Annotated in this window: 9 protein-coding genes and 2 pseudogenes; 4 read left to right on the top strand and 7 right to left on the bottom strand. The window is 64.7% G+C overall.

Annotated elements, in window-relative coordinates:
- Window positions 1–6: 6 nt before the first annotated feature.
- Window positions 7–1,374, top strand: a complete 1,368-nt coding sequence (locus QFZ94_RS05110) for an MFS transporter (RefSeq protein ID WP_410849459.1) — start codon at window positions 7–9, stop codon at window positions 1,372–1,374.
- A gap of 113 nt (window positions 1,375–1,487) precedes the next feature.
- Here QFZ94_RS05110 and QFZ94_RS05105 read toward each other — a convergent pair whose 3' ends face one another.
- The 3 genes from QFZ94_RS05105 to QFZ94_RS05095 all read right to left on the bottom strand — a co-directional run bounded on the left by QFZ94_RS05105 (window position 1,488) and on the right by QFZ94_RS05095 (window position 4,678).
- Entirely contained in the window at window positions 1,488–2,243 is a 756-nt protein-coding gene (locus QFZ94_RS05105; RefSeq protein WP_368582355.1) for a TetR/AcrR family transcriptional regulator, read from the bottom strand.
- Between the two features lie 105 nt (window positions 2,244–2,348).
- Window positions 2,349–3,638 (bottom strand): NAD(P)/FAD-dependent oxidoreductase, encoded by a 1,290-nt coding sequence (locus QFZ94_RS05100; protein ID WP_429455790.1) that lies wholly within the window; start codon window positions 3,636–3,638, stop codon window positions 2,349–2,351.
- 107 nt (window positions 3,639–3,745) lie between these two features.
- A complete protein-coding gene (locus tag QFZ94_RS05095; protein ID WP_429455789.1) occupies window positions 3,746–4,678 on the bottom strand; it encodes a dihydrodipicolinate synthase family protein in 933 nt (310 codons plus the stop codon).
- A 159-nt stretch (window positions 4,679–4,837) separates the two neighbouring features.
- On the opposite strand from QFZ94_RS05095, the pseudogene QFZ94_RS05090 reads away from it, so the two are divergent.
- A pseudogene (locus QFZ94_RS05090) lies at window positions 4,838–5,792 on the top strand (LysR family transcriptional regulator).
- Between the two features lie 308 nt (window positions 5,793–6,100).
- Window positions 6,101–9,216 (top strand): annotated as a pseudogene (locus QFZ94_RS05085) (transglycosylase domain-containing protein).
- Window positions 9,217–9,221: 5 nt separating this feature from the next.
- Here QFZ94_RS05085 and QFZ94_RS05080 read toward each other — a convergent pair.
- The 4 genes from QFZ94_RS05080 to QFZ94_RS05065 form a co-directional block, all read right to left on the bottom strand.
- Entirely contained in the window at window positions 9,222–10,460 is a 1,239-nt protein-coding gene (locus QFZ94_RS05080; protein ID WP_429455788.1) for an ROK family transcriptional regulator, read from the bottom strand.
- Between the two features lie 42 nt (window positions 10,461–10,502).
- Window positions 10,503–11,306 carry an ATP-binding cassette domain-containing protein gene (locus QFZ94_RS05075; RefSeq protein WP_368582361.1) on the bottom strand — a complete coding sequence of 268 codons (804 nt, stop codon included), beginning with the start codon at window positions 11,304–11,306 and terminating at the stop codon, window positions 10,503–10,505.
- A gap of 20 nt (window positions 11,307–11,326) precedes the next feature.
- Window positions 11,327–12,316 carry an ABC transporter permease gene (locus QFZ94_RS05070; protein WP_368582362.1) on the bottom strand — a complete coding sequence of 330 codons (990 nt, stop codon included), beginning with the start codon at window positions 12,314–12,316 and terminating at the stop codon, window positions 11,327–11,329.
- Between the two features lie 96 nt (window positions 12,317–12,412).
- The gene (locus QFZ94_RS05065) at window positions 12,413–13,414 is read right to left on the bottom strand and encodes a sugar ABC transporter substrate-binding protein (RefSeq protein ID WP_429455787.1); all 1,002 of its coding nucleotides are present in this window, start codon (window positions 13,412–13,414) and stop codon (window positions 12,413–12,415) included.
- 449 nt (window positions 13,415–13,863) lie between these two features.
- Here QFZ94_RS05065 and QFZ94_RS05060 point away from each other — a divergent pair, with 449 nt between their 5' ends.
- Window positions 13,864–15,072, top strand: a complete 1,209-nt coding sequence (locus tag QFZ94_RS05060) for an MFS transporter (protein WP_429455786.1) — start codon at window positions 13,864–13,866, stop codon at window positions 15,070–15,072.
- Window positions 15,073–15,113: the final 41 nt, after the last annotated feature.

Raw genomic sequence — 15,113 nt, 5'->3', positions numbered from 1 at the left:
TACGACATGACGCAATCGTTCCAATCCAGTTCCGCGGGATCGCCCGCGCAGAGCAAGACGGCAAGCCCCGCGCGCCGTTCGAGAGCCCGTTATCAGATCCTCGGACTGCTCGCAGTCGGCACGATGATCAACTATCTCGACCGCACCATTCTGGGCATCGCGGCGCCGCAGTTGACGAAGGAGCTCGGCATCAACGCCGCGCTGATGGGCCTGCTGTTCTCTGTGTTTTCGTGGAGCTACGTGGCTTCGCAGATTCCGGGCGGCCTGTTTCTCGACCGCTTCGGCAGCAAGCTCACGTACTTCCTGTCGATGACGTTCTGGTCGCTGTGCACGCTCGCGCAAGGGCTCGTGGGTGGCATCGCCGGCCTGTTCGCGTTCCGTCTCGGCCTTGGCGTTTCGGAAGCGCCGTGCTTCCCGACCAATAGCCGCGTGGTCGCTACGTGGTTTCCGCAAAGCGAACGTGCGATGGCGACCGGCACCTACACGGTCGGCGAATATATCGGCCTCGCGTTTTTCAGCCCGTTCCTGTTCATGCTGATGGGCGCGTTCGGGTGGCGCTCGCTGTTCCTCGTGGTTGGCGGCGTCGGTATCGCGTTTGGCGTGGTGTGGTGGCTGATGTATCGCGAGCCGCGCGATCATCCGTCGGCGAATCAGGAAGAACTCGACTATATCGAGGCGGGCGGCGGTCTCACGCAACGCCACAAGGATGTCGCGGGTGCAGCCGATACGGCCGCATCGAAGACGAGCGGCTTCCAATGGCGCACGATTGGCCAGCTGCTCAAGCATCGTCAGCTGACCGGCATCTGTCTCGGCCAGTTCGCGGGCAATTCGACGCTGGTGTTCTTCCTCACGTGGTTCCCGACGTATCTCGCCACCGAGCGTCACATGGCGTGGCTGAAGATCGGCTTCTTCGCGATCATGCCGTTCATTGCGGCGTCGATCGGCGTGATGTTCGGCGGTGTGTTCTCCGACTGGCTGCTGCGTCGCGGCAAATCGCCGAACGTCGCGCGCAAACTGCCGATCATCGCCGGTCTGCTGCTCGCGTCGACGATCATTCTCGCTAACTACGTAGAGAGCAACGTCGTCGTGATCGCGATTCTGTCGGTGGCGTTCTTCGCGCAGGGTATGGCCGCGCTCGGCTGGACGCTGGTGTCGGATATCGCGCCCGAGGGCCTGCTCGGCGTGACCGGCGGCATCTTCAACTTCGCCGCGAATCTGGCGGGTATCGTGACGCCGCTGGTGGTGGGTCTGATCGTCGCGGCGACCGGTTCGTTCGTCGGTGCGCTGGTGTTCATCGGTGTCATCGCGTTGATCGGCGCGCTGTCGTATATCTTCATCGTCGGCGATATCAAGCGGATCGTGCTGGCGGATTAAGGCTTCCTGTTGAGACGTCGCTTCAGGTGACGGGTGTCGAAGCGACAAAAAAAACGGGATGTGGCTTTCACCACATCCCGTTTCCTTTTCAGCCGGTCGCTAAGCAACCGGCGTCAGTCGTCCTTCTTCACGAACCGCAAGATCGCATCGACGATCATCGCCCGATGCCGCGCGCGCAATCGAGGATGCGACGGATCGCGCCCGAACGCGGTGCCGAACGTATGCCGGTTGCCCACGCGATGAAAGCACAGCGAGCTGATCATCAGATGCAGATCGATCGGATCGATGTCGCTGCGGAACTGGCCGGCCGCGATGCCGCGCGCGAGCAGATCTTCGATCGTGTGAATCACGGTGACGTTGCGTCCTTTGAACGTCTTGACCTGCTCGACGTACTTCGCGCCGTGAATGTTTTCGATGGTCACGAGGCGCACGAAGTCGCGTTGCCGGTCGTGGTAGTCGAACGTGAATTCGACCAGCGCGCGCATGCCTTCGACCGGATCGAGTTCGCTGATGTGCAGATCCTGTTCGAGCGCGCGAATGTCTCCATACACCTTTTCCAGCACCGCCTGGTACAACCCTTCCTTGCTGCCGAAGTAGTAGTACAGCATGCGCTTGGTGGTGTTCGTGCGCTCCGCGATCGCATCGACGCGCGCGCCCGTCAGTCCCATCGCGGAGAACTCCTGGGTCGCGACGTCGAGGATGTTGCGCTTCGTCTGCTCGGGATCGTATTTGCGTGGGGCGTCCGCACGCCGGCCTTCAACACGCCGGGCGTCGGCTCGCTTGGTGTCGGTACGTCGCGCGTCGGCGTGTGGTGCGCCGGACACGATGCCGTTGGTATCAGGCTCGGCGGCCTTGCTTCCCTTTTTCATTGTGGTTTCGAGCGGCAGTGACGGCGCATTCTAGCATGGCGAAATGGGCCTCTGGCGCGGGTCTCGGGCATCGGTGCAGGTATTTCGAAGGAGCCCGGGTGGCGCTTACGCGACCGGTCGCGCGGGCCGGCGGCGCGCGGCGAGGGCGTCGCGTGTTTGCATCGCGGTGTACGTGAGCTGCGCGGCCGCGAGACCGAGCGCGCCGTACGTGCGCGTGAGGCCGAAGCTCGCGAATGCATCGGGCACCGGCCGTTCACCGGAGATCGCCGCCGCCAGCAGTTCGCCCGACACCGTGGTCGGCGCCATGCCGTGTCCGCCGAAACCGACCGCGTACCAGACGCCATCCGTGCTCTGGCCGATCTGCGGCATCTTGTGCCGCGCGTAGCTCATCAGTCCGCCCCACGCATGCTCGATGCGTACGTCGCGCAGCTGCGGATAGACCTTCAGCAAGTCCTGCCGCAACAGACGCGCGATTGCCTCGGGCTCGCGATCACGCACCGAGATGCGGCCGCCCCACAGGATGCGCGTGTCGGGCAGCGGCCGGTAGTAGTCGAATGCGAAGCGGGTGTCGTAGACCGCGGCGCGCGTCGCGATCGCATCGTGCAAGCGTTCGCCGAGCGGCTCGGTCGCCATCACGTAGGTGGCGATCGGCAGCACCGCGCGCTCGACGCGCGCGTACACGTTGCGCGCATAGCCGCCGCCCGCCATCACGACATGACGGGCGTCGAGCGCACCTTGCTGAGTCTCGACGACGAAGCCCGCGCCGTCGCGCCGCAAGCCGACGACCGGCGAGCGCTCGTGGATCGTCACGCCCGCTTGCGCGGCCGCCGCGGCGACGCCGAGGACGTATTTGAGCGGATGAAAATGGAACGCGTTGCGCTCGAACAGTCCGCCGTGATAGCGGCTCGTTTTCAGTTGCGCGGCGAGTTGGTCGGCAGGGATCGGTTCCCAGTCGACACCGAACGAATCGCGCATCAGACGCCGTTGCGCTTCGAGACGTGCCGGTTCGTCGAACCAGTTTGCGAGGATCACGCCGGCATCGGTTGCATCGCAATCGATCCGGTAGCGCGCAATGCGCTTGCGCATCAGCTCGACCGCGTCGGTGGTCAGCGCGTAGAGTTCGCGCGCGCGTGCGGGCCCAAGCGTCTTCAGCAGGTCGGCGCAATCGAGGCTATAGCCGCCGAACACGAAGCCGCCATTGCGTCCCGATGCGCCGTAGCCGACCTGCTGCGCTTCGAGTACGACGACGTCTTCGACGCCGCGCTCGGCGAGTCCCAACGCGGTGGAGAGTCCCGCGAGTCCGCCGCCGATGATGCAGACGTGCGCACTGCGTCGACCGTTGAGCGGCGCATAGGCGGAGGAGCGAGTGACGGTGGCTTCGTAGAAACTTTGCATGGGGCGCGAGCGCGTGGACACGCCCTAGGTTAGCGGCAATCGCGTGTCGCCGTCCAGCCCGCGCAAGCCCGCACGTCGGCGGGCGCCCCGCTGCATTTCAACGCGTGTTATCGACCCCAGCGCAACACCAGCGGATCGAGCCGGCGCGCGATCTTCAACAGCCCTTCGCGCGTCGCCGGATGCATCTGCGGCAGCGGATGACGCACCGCGTCCGAACCGATCACGCCGCCTTCCTTCATCAGCGCCTTGCACGATGCGAGGCCGCCCTGGCGGTTCTCGTAGTTGATCAGCGGCAGCCACTGCTGATAGTGCGCGGCGGCGGCCTCGGTATCGCCGGCCGCATAGGCATCGACGATCAGGCGGATGCCATCGGCATAACCGCCGCCCGTCATCGAGCCGGTCGCGCCAGCATCGAGATCGGCCATCAGCGTGATTGCTTCCTCGCCGTCCCACGGACCGACGATCGCGTCGCCGCCCAGTTCGATCAGCTCGCGCAGCTTGTTGGCGGCCTGCGGCGTTTCGATCTTGAAGTACGACACGTTGTCGATCTCGCGCGCCATGCGGGCGAGGAACGGCGCGGACAGCGGCGTGCCGCTGACCGGCGCATCCTGGATCATGATCGGAATCTGGATCGCATCGGACACCGTGCGATAGAACTCGTGGATGCCGCGCTCGCCGATGCGGATCGTCGCGCCGTGATACGGCGGCATCACCATCACCATCGCGGCGCCCGCGGCCTGCGCGGCGCGGCTGCGCTCCGCGCACTGGTACGAGCTGAAGTGCGTGGTCGTGACGATCACCGGCACACGGCCCGCGACGTGTTCGAGCGCGACATGCATCAGTGTGCTGCGCTCGTCGTCGGACAGCGCGAACTGCTCGGAGAAGTTCGCGAGAATGCACAGGCCGTTCGAGCCGGCATCGATCATGAAATCGAGGCAGCGCTTCTGGCCTTCGAGGTCGAGGCGGCCGGCGTCGTCGAAGATCGTCGGTACGACGGGGAAGACGCCGCGCAGGGCGGGGGAGTGTGACGCTTGGCTCATGGCGATGTGGTCCGTGTTGGGATGGAAGGATTGCGCTCGAGCCCGCAAACGAGCGGCGCAACTGGATGAATGTCTCCTGCGGCGACTATACGGCGCCGGGCCTCGCAGGTATATTGAATTGTTTCCATATCGTGATCGCTTTTGCGACTCACCTGCCCGATGAAAGACACGCTCAACGTCCTGCTGTCGAAGCTGCGCATGAAGCAGCTGCATCTGCTGATCGCGCTCGACGATCACAAATCGCTGCACAAGGCGGCCGGCGCAATGTCCATGACGCAATCGGCGGCGAGCAAGGCGCTGCAGGAGCTCGAATCGATGCTCGACGCGCCGCTTTTCGAGCGCTCGAAAAGCGGCATGATTCCGAACCAGCTCGGCCATTGCGTGATCCGCTATGCGCGGGTCGTGACGTCGGACCTCACCGCGCTCTGTCAGGACGTCGCCGAAATACGTTCGGGGCGTGGGCGGGCGGCTCGCGCTTGGCGCGATCATGGGCGCGATTCCCGACTGCGTAGTGCCCGCGCTGAACCAGTTGCATGCGGCGCAACCGGGTCTGTCGATCGAAGTGGTCGAGGACACCAGCGCGCGGATGCTCGCGCAGCTCGACGACGGCAGGCTCGATCTGGTGGTCGGCCGCGCGGCGGTCGCGGCCGATCCGTCGAAGTACCAGTATCGCCCGCTCGGCGACGAGCCGTTGGCGGTGGTGGTCGGGTATCAGCATGCGCCGTTGCCGCGTCGCGAGATGACGTTGAGCGATCTCGCCGGGCATCGCTGGGTCATGTATCCGTCACATATGCCGCTGCATGCGCTGCTTGAACGCGAGATGGATCTCGCCGGCCTCGACATGCCCGACAATCCGATTTCGACGGCTTCCACTTTCGTGACAGTGGCGCTGCTGCAAAGCAGCGCCGAACTCGTTTCGCTGCTGCCGAGCGCGATTGCCGGGCCGTTCGTGCGGCACAAGATGCTGCGCGTCGTGCCGGTCAGGCTCAAATCGCCATCGCAGACTTTCGGCATCGTCACGCGCAAGGGCGGCGTGCTGTCGCCGCCGGCGGAACGGTTCATCGCGCTGTTGCGCGCGCAGATACAACGGGCGCAGACGAAAACGCGAACTTAGCCGCGGCGCAACCGGATCACTCAGCCGCCCGTGTGGTTGCCGGTAAGAATGCCAGCCAAAAAGCGACTTTCTTTCGGCGACGGCCGCCAGGAACGGCAAAACCGCCCGAAAAGGCGGTTTGGTATTCGTGTGAAAGACCTTCAATATCTCATGCCGGTTCGCGTTTTGTCATTCGACGCCAGCGGGTGTTGTAGCCGCGACACTGTCGCGTCAATCTGAGCCGATGACGGTTTCTCGTTCCGAGCTACACTGGTTTATATGAACTGAGCCAGGCTGGACATCCTGGCCATCGCTCGGGGAGAGCAGCCATGAATCGGCCACCGCTTCGGTTTCCGCTTCGCGCGACCAGCACCGTGACCGTGCGGGGTTGGCGTTGGCTCAAATGGGGCCTCGCAGCGTTTTTCCTGCTCGCGATGGCGCTGATTGCGCGGCTCGTGCAGATCGAGATCGAGACCTCGCGGCTGCAGGCGCGCTACCTTTCCGAGCTGACCCGCGACGTCGGTTTTTCGGTCGCCGACGGTCCCAGTCATTCCATCCGCTTTCCGCAAGCCGATAAAGGCCCGTACGACGCGCGCCTCGGCTACGCGCTGTTGCCTGCCATTCAGCAGCGCCTGTTGCAGCATGGCTTCGAAATCAGCTCGCAGGCGCGCGATTCAGAACGCATGCTGTCGCTGGCCGATGACGGCCTGTTCCTGCCTTACGACGAAAAAGACACGGCGGGTCTGCAATTGTTCGACGGCACTGGCGTGCCGCTCTACAGCGCTCAGTTTCCGGGCCGCGTGTACGACAGCTTCGACGCGATTCCGCCGCTCGTCGTGAACTCGCTGCTGTTCATCGAAGACCGCTATCTGCTCGATCCGAATCAGCCGAACCGCAATCCTGCGATCGACTGGCGGCGCTTCAGCCGCGCGCTCGCCGACCAGGGCGCACGCGTTTTCAATCGTCATCAACAGACGCCGGGCGGCAGCACGCTCGCGACGCAGATCGAGAAATTCCGTCATTCGGCGGGCGGCCGCACCGCGACGCCGCCAGAAAAGCTGCGGCAAATCGCGTCGGCGTCGGTGCGCGCCTATCTGAACGGACCGCAAACGCTGCCCGCGCGCGAACAGATCGTCGTGCACTATCTGAACTCGGTGCCGCTCGCCGCGCAGCCCGGCGTCGGCGAAATCAACGGGATCGGCGATGGTCTCGCCGCCTGGTATGGGCGCGATTTCCGCGAGACCAACCGTCTGCTGAAGGCGCCGTCGACCGACGCGAATCTGCCCGACCAGGGCTTGGCGTTTCGCGAAGTGCTGTCGCTGATGATCGCGCAGCGCGCGCCGTCGTTTTTCCTGCAGCGCGGCTATCCCGGAACTCGAACGGCTGACCGACAGCTATCTGCGGCTGCTCGCGAGTGGCGGCGTGATCACCGCGCAGTTGCGCGACGCGGCGCTCGCGGCGCACGTCGAACTGCATCGCGCACCGCGCACCACACCGGATCTCGGCTCGTTCGTATCGCGCAAGGCCGTGACGTCGATGCGCTCGCATCTGCTCGCCGCGCTCGGCGTGCGCAGTTTCTATGAACTGGACCGCCTCGACGTGCAGGCGACAGGCACGCTGAACAACGACGTGCAACAGGCCGTTGCCGAGCGCCTCGCCGCCGCCGCGACCAAAGACGGCGCGAAGGCCGCGGGTCTCGTCGGCTACGAAATGCTGCGCGGGTCGGACGACCCGTCGCATATCGCCTACAGCTTCACACTGTTCGAGCGGCACGGCGATGCGAACCTCGTGCGCGTGCAGACCGATAGCGTGAACCAGCCGTTCGACATCAATTCGGGCGCGCGCCTGAACCTCGGCTCGACCGCAAAACCTACGCACCGTCATCACGTATCTGCAGATCGTCACCGATCTGCACACCCGCTACGCCTCGCTGAGCAATGTCGAGCTGAAAGCGATCACGCCCGATCCGAACGATCGGCTGACGCGCTGGGCGATCGACTATCTGCTGCACGCGCGCGACCATTCGCTGCGGCCGATGCTCGACGCCGCCGTCGAGCGTAAATACTCGGCGAGCCCCGGCGAAACGTTCTATACGGGCGGTGGCGCGCAGACCTTCACGAACTTCGAGTCCGACGACAACAGCCGCATCCTGACCGTGCATCGTGCGTTCCAGCATTCGGTGAACCTCGTGTTCGTGCGTCTGATGCGCGATATCGTTCACTATGAAATGGTGCAGACCACCGGGCCGTCGTCGGAATGGCTCGGCGACACGGCGACCCGCAAGATGTATCTGACGCGTTTCGCCGATCAGGAAAGCCGCGTGTACATGAAGCGTTTCTACACGAAGTACCACGGCAAGACGCCCGATCAGCAGATCACGCTGTTGCTGCTCGGCGTGCGCAAATCGCCGCCGAAAGTGGCGACCGCTTTGCGCAGCGTCGCGCCGGATCAGTCGAACGCGTGGTTCAACAAGATGATGTACGCGGCGCTGAAGAACACGCCGTCGGCTTCGATGCTCGACGACGAAGACCTCGCGAATCTGTACGACAAGTACGGCATCAACCGTTTCAACCTGAACGACCGCGGGTATATCTCCAGCGTGCATCCGCTCGAACTGTGGACGCTGAATTATCTGCGCAAGCATCCCGATGCGACGCTCGCGCAGATCGAAACCGCGAGCCAGGACGTGCGCCTGTCCACTTACTCGTGGCTCTTCAAGACGCGCTATCACGCAACTCAGGATCGCCGCATCAAGCGCATGGTCGAACTGCGCGCGTTCGACGCGATCGGCAAATCGTGGCAGGCGCTCGGCTATCCGTTCGCGTCGCTGACGCCGTCGTATGCGGCGGCGATCGGCGCGTCGGGCGATCGTCCGGCGGCGCTCGCGCAACTGATCGGCGTGATCGCGAACGGCGGCAACAAGGTGCCGACCGAAACGCTGACGCAAATCGACTTCGCGAAGGATACGCCGTACGAAACGCATTTCAGGCGCGCGGTGGTCGCGCCGCAGCAGCAGGTGTCGCCGGAGATCGCGAGCGAGGTGCGGATGCTGTTGCGTGATGTCGTGACGGGCGGTACCGCGAGGCGCCTCGCGCAAGGCATGACGTTCCCGAACGGCGAAACGCTCGAAGTCTATGGCAAGACCGGCACCGGCGATCAGCGCTTGAACGTGTATGCAAAGGGCGCGCGCTTGATCGAGTCGCGCAAGGTGAATCGCAGCGCGACCTTCGTGTTCGCGCTCGGCGACCGCTTCTACGGCACGCTGACCGCGTGGGTGCACGAGCCCTATGCCGCACGTTACGACTTCACGAGTGCGCTGGCGGTGCAGTTGCTGAAGTCGATGGCACCGGCGTTGCAGCCGTTGCTCGATAAGCCGGTTCAGAAAACCGTGACGGCGGTGCCGGCGGAATCTACGCCAGCAGCGACGAAGGTTGCCGCGCACTGAACCGCTTACCGCTCATCAAAACCCGCCTCCGATGCCGCGGGCTTCAGAAACAGCTCATGGACCGGTGCGAAATGCGCATATAGCGGCAGAATCGCACCGCCCATCGCGCGGGCGTCGGCGCCGATCGCGCCTTCCAGCAATTGCGGCCGCACCATCCCTTCCCATTCGAAGCGATCGAGCACGCGCTCGGTGCGTCGAATGATCTCGCGCAGCAATAGCCGGTCGAACTCGCCGTCGATCACGACGGCTTCGAGATCGAGCAGCGCGGCCGCGTTGGTTAGCGCGTTTGCGATCGCCGGGCACGCGCTATCGAGCCATTGCTCGGTATGCCGCCACAACTCGGGCGACAGTGCGCGATGATCGTGCGCCGCGGCGGCCGGCGCGCCCGCGTCGCTGAACAGTTGTTCGAGCACGAAGCCCGATGCCGCGTGCAGCAACTGCCGCGCGGGTTTGCGTGCGCTGCCTTCGCGCAGCGGGATCGAACCGACCGCGCCCGCGTTGTCGTGCGGACCGCCATGCAGACGGCCGTCGATCACGAGTCCGCCGCCGATGAACGTGCCGACGAACAGATACAGGAAGTTGTGGATGCCGCGGCCCTGGCCCATCACGAGTTCGGCCGCGCACGCGGCCGTGGTGTCTTTGGCGAACTCGACGGGCAGGCCGGTTATCGCCGCGATGCGTGCGCGCAGATCGATGTCGTTCCAGGCTTCGAGCGCGCCGGGCGGCGCGCCGAGAAAGTCACGCCAGCCGCCGAGCCACAACGGCGCCGCGACGCCGACGCCGACCACTTTGCCGGCCTTCGCACCGAGCGTCTGGTTCACGCGCGCGAGTTTGCTCTCGAGCGCGGGGAACAGCGTTCGCGGGTCGGGATACGCATACTCGAACACGTCGCGGCACACGATGCGCCCGGCGAAGTCCATCGCGAGCACGTCGAGACTGCGGCGTCCGACCTTGATGCCGATCGTGTACGCGCCGTCCGCGCACAACGCGATCGGCACCGACGGCTGGCCGATCTTGCCGCGCACGCGCGCCTGTTTTTCGAGCAGGCCGTCGGCGATCAACCGATCGGCGATCATCGACACCGTCTGCATCGAAAGACGCGTGAGCCGGCCGACCTCGGCCTTCGGCAGGGGGCCATGCAAGCGGATCGTTTGCAGCACGATCCGCTCGTTGAATTGCCGCATGCCGACCTGATTCGAGCCGACCGTGCGTTTGACCGGCGAACGCGGGCTGGAGGTATCCATCGTCGTGTATCGGCCTCGTGGCTCAGCGGGTTGAGCGGCGCGTCACGCGATTGCCTTCACGTCGGCTTCCTTCGCGCCGGTCATGATCGCGACCGCTTCCGACATGTGCACGTCCTTCGTATTGACGAGCGCCGCGCGCCGGCCGAGCCGCTGAATATGGATGCGGTCGGCGATCTCGAACACGTGCGGCATGTTGTGGCTGATCAGGATCACCGGCAAACCACGATCGCGCACGCGCCGGATCAGTTCCAGCACCATGTTGCCTTCCTTCACGCCGAGCGCGGCGGTGGGCTCGTCGAGAATCACGACGTGGCGCGCGAACGCCGCGCTGCGTGCCACCGCGACGCCCTGGCGCTGGCCGCCGGACAGCGTTTCGACCGCCTGGCGCATCGAGCGGATGCCGATTTGCAGATCTTTCATGGCCGCGGTCGCTTCGTCGAGCATGCGGCGCTTGTCGATCATCTTGAACAGCGAGCCGCGCCAGCCTGGCTTCAGCAATTCGCGGGCGAGAAACAGATTTTCGGCGATGCTCATCGCCGGCGCGACCGCGAGTTCCTGGTACACGGTCTCGATGCCTTGCGCGCGTGCATCGAGCGGACTGCGGAACTTGACTGGTTTGCCGTCGAGCAGAATCTCGCCTTCGTCGGGCACCGTCGCACCGGAAAGCGCCTTGATCAGCGACGATTTGCCGGCGCCGTTGTCGCCGATCACCGCGAGGATCTCGCCGGGCAGCACTTCGAAATCGCAACCGTCGAGCGCGGTCACGTTGCCATAACGTTTGACGAGCCCGCGTGCTTGCAGAACCGGCATCGCAGCGGACGTGGAAGGGGAGGTGGAGGTCAGCATGACAAGGCTCCTGTGCGGGATCAACGGCCGCGGTGCGAGAGTTTATCGGCGGCGACCGCGAGAATCACGAGGATGCCGGTGATCAAGACCTGGTAGACCGAGGACACGCCGATCAGCGTCAGGCCGTTACGGAACACGCCGACGATCAGCGCTCCGAGCAAGGTGCCGACGATCGACCCGCGTCCGCCGAACAGACTCGTGCCGCCGAGCACGACCGCGGTGATGCTGTCGAGGTTCTCGGTTTGCCCGGCCTGCGGATCGCCGACGCCGGTGCGCGCTACCGACAGCAGCGCGGCGATGCCATAAATCGCGCCGGCGAGCGTGTAGACGATCAGCAGAATCCGCTGCGACGACAGGCCCATCAGCCGCGCGGCCTCGGCGTTGTTGCCGAGCGCGTACAGATGCCGGCCGGGCACCGTGTCGCGCAGCACGAACCACGTGGCCAGATACATCAGCAGCGTCAGCACGGTGCCGTACGTGACTTCCGCCGGTCCGAGCCTGAACGTGCTGCCGAAGAACATGATCGCGTCGGGCAGGTTCGACACGCTTTCCGCGTTCGAGTAGATCTGCGTGAGCGCAAACGCGATGTTCAGCGTACCGAGCGTGACGATGAACGCCGGCAACTTGATGCGCGTGATCAACAGACCGTTCAGTAAGCCGAACAATGTGCTGGCGCCGATCCCGCACAGGATGGCGAGAATGGGCGGCACGCCGAGCACGACCGCGAACTTGGTCATGATGATCGAGCCGAAGGCCATCACCATGCCGCAGGACAGGTCGATGCCACCGGTCAGCACGATCAGCGTCTGGCCGATCGCGATGACCGCGACGACCATCGTCTGTTGCAGGATCAGCGACAGGTTCTGAAACGATAGAAAGCGGCTGCTCTGCGAAATAAAGAACCCGCAGGCCAGCACCAGCGCGATCAGCGGTCCGATTTCGGACAGCGACGGCAGGTGCTCGGAGAAAGACGGGCGCGGGCGGCCGGCGGGCGCGGAAGGGGTCGACATGATGGCAGTCCTCGGTACATGAGCGTGACCTGAAGGTCACGCGGCGAATCAGATGGCGGCCCGCTACGACGCGCAACGGGCCGCTGTGCATGCGTGTTACTTGCCCCAGCAGTTCTCGAGGCCGAACTTCGTGTCCTTGCTATCGACACCGGACATCGGTTTATCGGTGATCAGCGTGACGCCGGTGTCCTGATACCCGGAGACTTTCTTGCCGGTCTTCGCGTAATCGACGCCGGCGGTGACGCCGAGCGAGGCCATCTTCAGCGGATACTGCTGCGAGGTCGCCGCGATCGCGCCGGCCTTCACGTTGCGCACGCCTTCGCAACCGCCGTCGATCGACACGATCATCACGCCCTTGTCCTTGCCCGCTGCCTTCAGCGCGCGATACGCGCCGGCCGCGGCCGGTTCGTTGATCGTGTAGACCACGTTGATATCGGGTGCCTTCTGCAGGCAGTTTTCCATCGCGGTCTGGCCTTTCGCCTGATCGCCGCGCGTGTCCTGGCTGCAGACGATCGACGCATCGCCTTCCTTGACGCCGAAGCCTTCGAGGAAGCCATTGTGACGCAGCACGCCGACCGACACGCCCGGCGCGAGGTCGAGCGTCGCGATCTTCGCGGGCTTGCCGTTCAGCGCGGCCTTCGCATATTTGCCGATCAGCACGCCTGCCTTGAAGTTGTCGGTCGCGAAGAGGGCGTCGGTCGCGTCCTGCGGGTCGGTCGGCGTATCGAGCGCGACGACCATCACGCCGGCCGCGCGCGCTTTCTTGATGCTCGGCACGATCGCCTTGGTGTCGCTCGGCGTGATCAGGATCGCTTTCGCGCCGGCCGTCATCATGTTTTCGATCGCGGTGACCTGGCTCGCGTTGTCGCCGTCGAACTTGCCGGCGGCCGTGATCAGTCTGGCGCCGTCTTTCGACGCGGCCGCGTCCGCGCCCTGGCGCATCTTGACGAAGAACGGGTTCGTATCGGTTTTCGTGATCAGGCCGATGACGGGCTGGTCGGCGGCCTGACTCGCGCTCGCGCACCATAGCGCTGCTGCGGCGGCGCACATCGACACGATTGTCCTGGCGACAGGACGCCTGTGGGGATTCAGATTCATGAGACGCTCCTCCGGTTATTGGCAACGACGTGTGAGACTGCTGATAGATCGAAACTGCAAAGCTGCGGGCTCGACGTTCGGCGATGACGCTTCGATTCGATGTGATCCGAAGGAGATCGCCTAAATCACTTTGGTTGATTTAGTACAGCAGGCGCGCAGCCGATCGTCAAGGAGATGTGAAAGCGGAAAATTGCCGCGCGGCGCACCGCGTGCAGGCTGTGAGCCTTGCGTGGTAAGGCTTTGAGCGAGTGTTGCGGTGCGGAGTAGCGCGTCTGGGCTTCGGGAAAGTCCTGGATCGACTGAAAGCTATTTGAAGCCTGAACGATGGCCTTTAAACACTTTTCGCGGCGCGTAAGGCGCTTTTTCGGTGTTCGCTGAATCGAGAGGCGAGGTCGCGGCGGAACAGCACTTGCTCGCGTCGACAGGACGTGAACCTGTCGGAGAGACCCATGCCTTCGCATTGGTGGCAGCGACGACTCGGCTCCCGCGAATCGTTGATCGCCGCCGCGCTCGTGATCGGCGTTCTGTACGCGGGCAGCACGATGGTCACGCCGCTTTATCCGCTCTATCAACGCCGGTTCGGCTTATCCGAGCTGACGATCACGCTCGTGTACGCGACCTACGTGATCGGCAATCTCGGCGCGTTGTTTTTATTCGGCCGCGTATCCGACCAGGCCGGCCGTCGATCGGTCACTCTGCTGGTGCTGGCAGCCGCGATCGTGAGCACGATGTGCTTTCTATTCGCCACGCATGCGACGTGGCTGTTCGTCGCCCGAGCGGCAAGCGGACTTGCGATCGGCGTGGGTGCCGCCACGGCGACCGCGTGGATCGCGGAATTGCACGCCGGCGCCGATAAGGCGCCCGCCAGCCGTCTTGCCGCGGCGGTCAATCTGGCCGGGCTCGGAGTCGGGCCGCTGCTGACCGGACTGCTCGCGCAATTCGCGCCCTGGCCGTTGCACACGGTGTTCGTTGTTTATCTGTTGGCGCTTCTGGTCACCGCGGCGTTGGCGGCGCTCGCATGCGAAACCGTGCAGGAGCGTGCCCGGACGTTTGCACAGGTGTCGTTCGCGCCACGCATCGGCGTACCCGCGCGATTGCGCGTGGCATTCGTCGTGCCTGCCGTCACCGCATTCGCGACCTTCGCGCTGCTCGGCTTTTTCGCGGCGCTGTTGCCCAATCTGATCGCGAACAGCATGCATCTGCACAGTCCCGCGCTGAGCGGGGCGCTCGTCGCCGAACTGTTCGCCGCGAGCACGATCACGGTAATGGTCACCTCGAAACTCGCCGCCCGCACCGCGATGTTCGCCGGTCTGTGGCTGTTGCCGCCGAGTCTGGCGTTGCTGCTGTGGGCGCAGGTCGCCGCGTCGATCGTAGTGCTGAGCGCGGCGACGGCGTTGTGTGGCATCGCAGCCGCGCTCGGGTTTCGCGGCAGTCTGCAGGAGGTCAACCGGATCGCGCCCGCGGACCAACGCGCCGAATTGCTATCGGCGTATCTGCTGTGCTGTTACACCGGCAACTCGTTGCCGGCGGTCGGCATAGCGCTGCTGTCGACCCGGGTCGGGCATTTGTGGGCGAACGTCGCGTTCGCGGCGGTGTCCGCGGTATTGGCCTGCATTGCGTTGGCGGTCGGTGCGCGCGTGCCGCGTCACGCGAGTTGATGGCCGAACCTCGTCGGCCGCAACGTTGCGTCGCGGCGGCT

It is taken from the genome of Paraburkholderia sp. JPY465, from assembly GCF_050436725.1.
Classification (GTDB): Bacteria; Pseudomonadota; Gammaproteobacteria; order Burkholderiales; family Burkholderiaceae; genus Paraburkholderia; species Paraburkholderia youngii.
Note: the sequence above shows the minus strand (reverse complement) of the source record. Positions and strands in the feature narration are given on the sequence as shown.

Bases quoted from the DNA above. Each gene is read 5' to 3' on its own strand.
- QFZ94_RS05110 (WP_410849459.1), top strand. From the start codon at position 7: ATGACGCAATCGTTCCAATCCAGTTCCGCGGGATCGCCCGCGCAGAGC.
- QFZ94_RS05100 (WP_429455790.1), bottom strand. From the start codon at position 3,638: ATGCAAAGTTTCTACGAAGCCACCGTCACTCGCTCCTCCGCCTATGCG.
- QFZ94_RS05065 (WP_429455787.1), bottom strand. From the start codon at position 13,414: ATGAATCTGAATCCCCACAGGCGTCCTGTCGCCAGGACAATCGTGTCG.
- QFZ94_RS05095 (WP_429455789.1), bottom strand. From the start codon at position 4,678: ATGAGCCAAGCGTCACACTCCCCCGCCCTGCGCGGCGTCTTCCCCGTC.
- QFZ94_RS05080 (WP_429455788.1), bottom strand. From the start codon at position 10,460: ATGGATACCTCCAGCCCGCGTTCGCCGGTCAAACGCACGGTCGGCTCG.
- QFZ94_RS05075 (WP_368582361.1), bottom strand. From the start codon at position 11,306: ATGCTGACCTCCACCTCCCCTTCCACGTCCGCTGCGATGCCGGTTCTG.
- QFZ94_RS05060 (WP_429455786.1), top strand. From the start codon at position 13,864: ATGCCTTCGCATTGGTGGCAGCGACGACTCGGCTCCCGCGAATCGTTG.
- QFZ94_RS05105 (WP_368582355.1), bottom strand. From the start codon at position 2,243: ATGAAAAAGGGAAGCAAGGCCGCCGAGCCTGATACCAACGGCATCGTG.
- QFZ94_RS05070 (WP_368582362.1), bottom strand. From the start codon at position 12,316: ATGTCGACCCCTTCCGCGCCCGCCGGCCGCCCGCGCCCGTCTTTCTCC.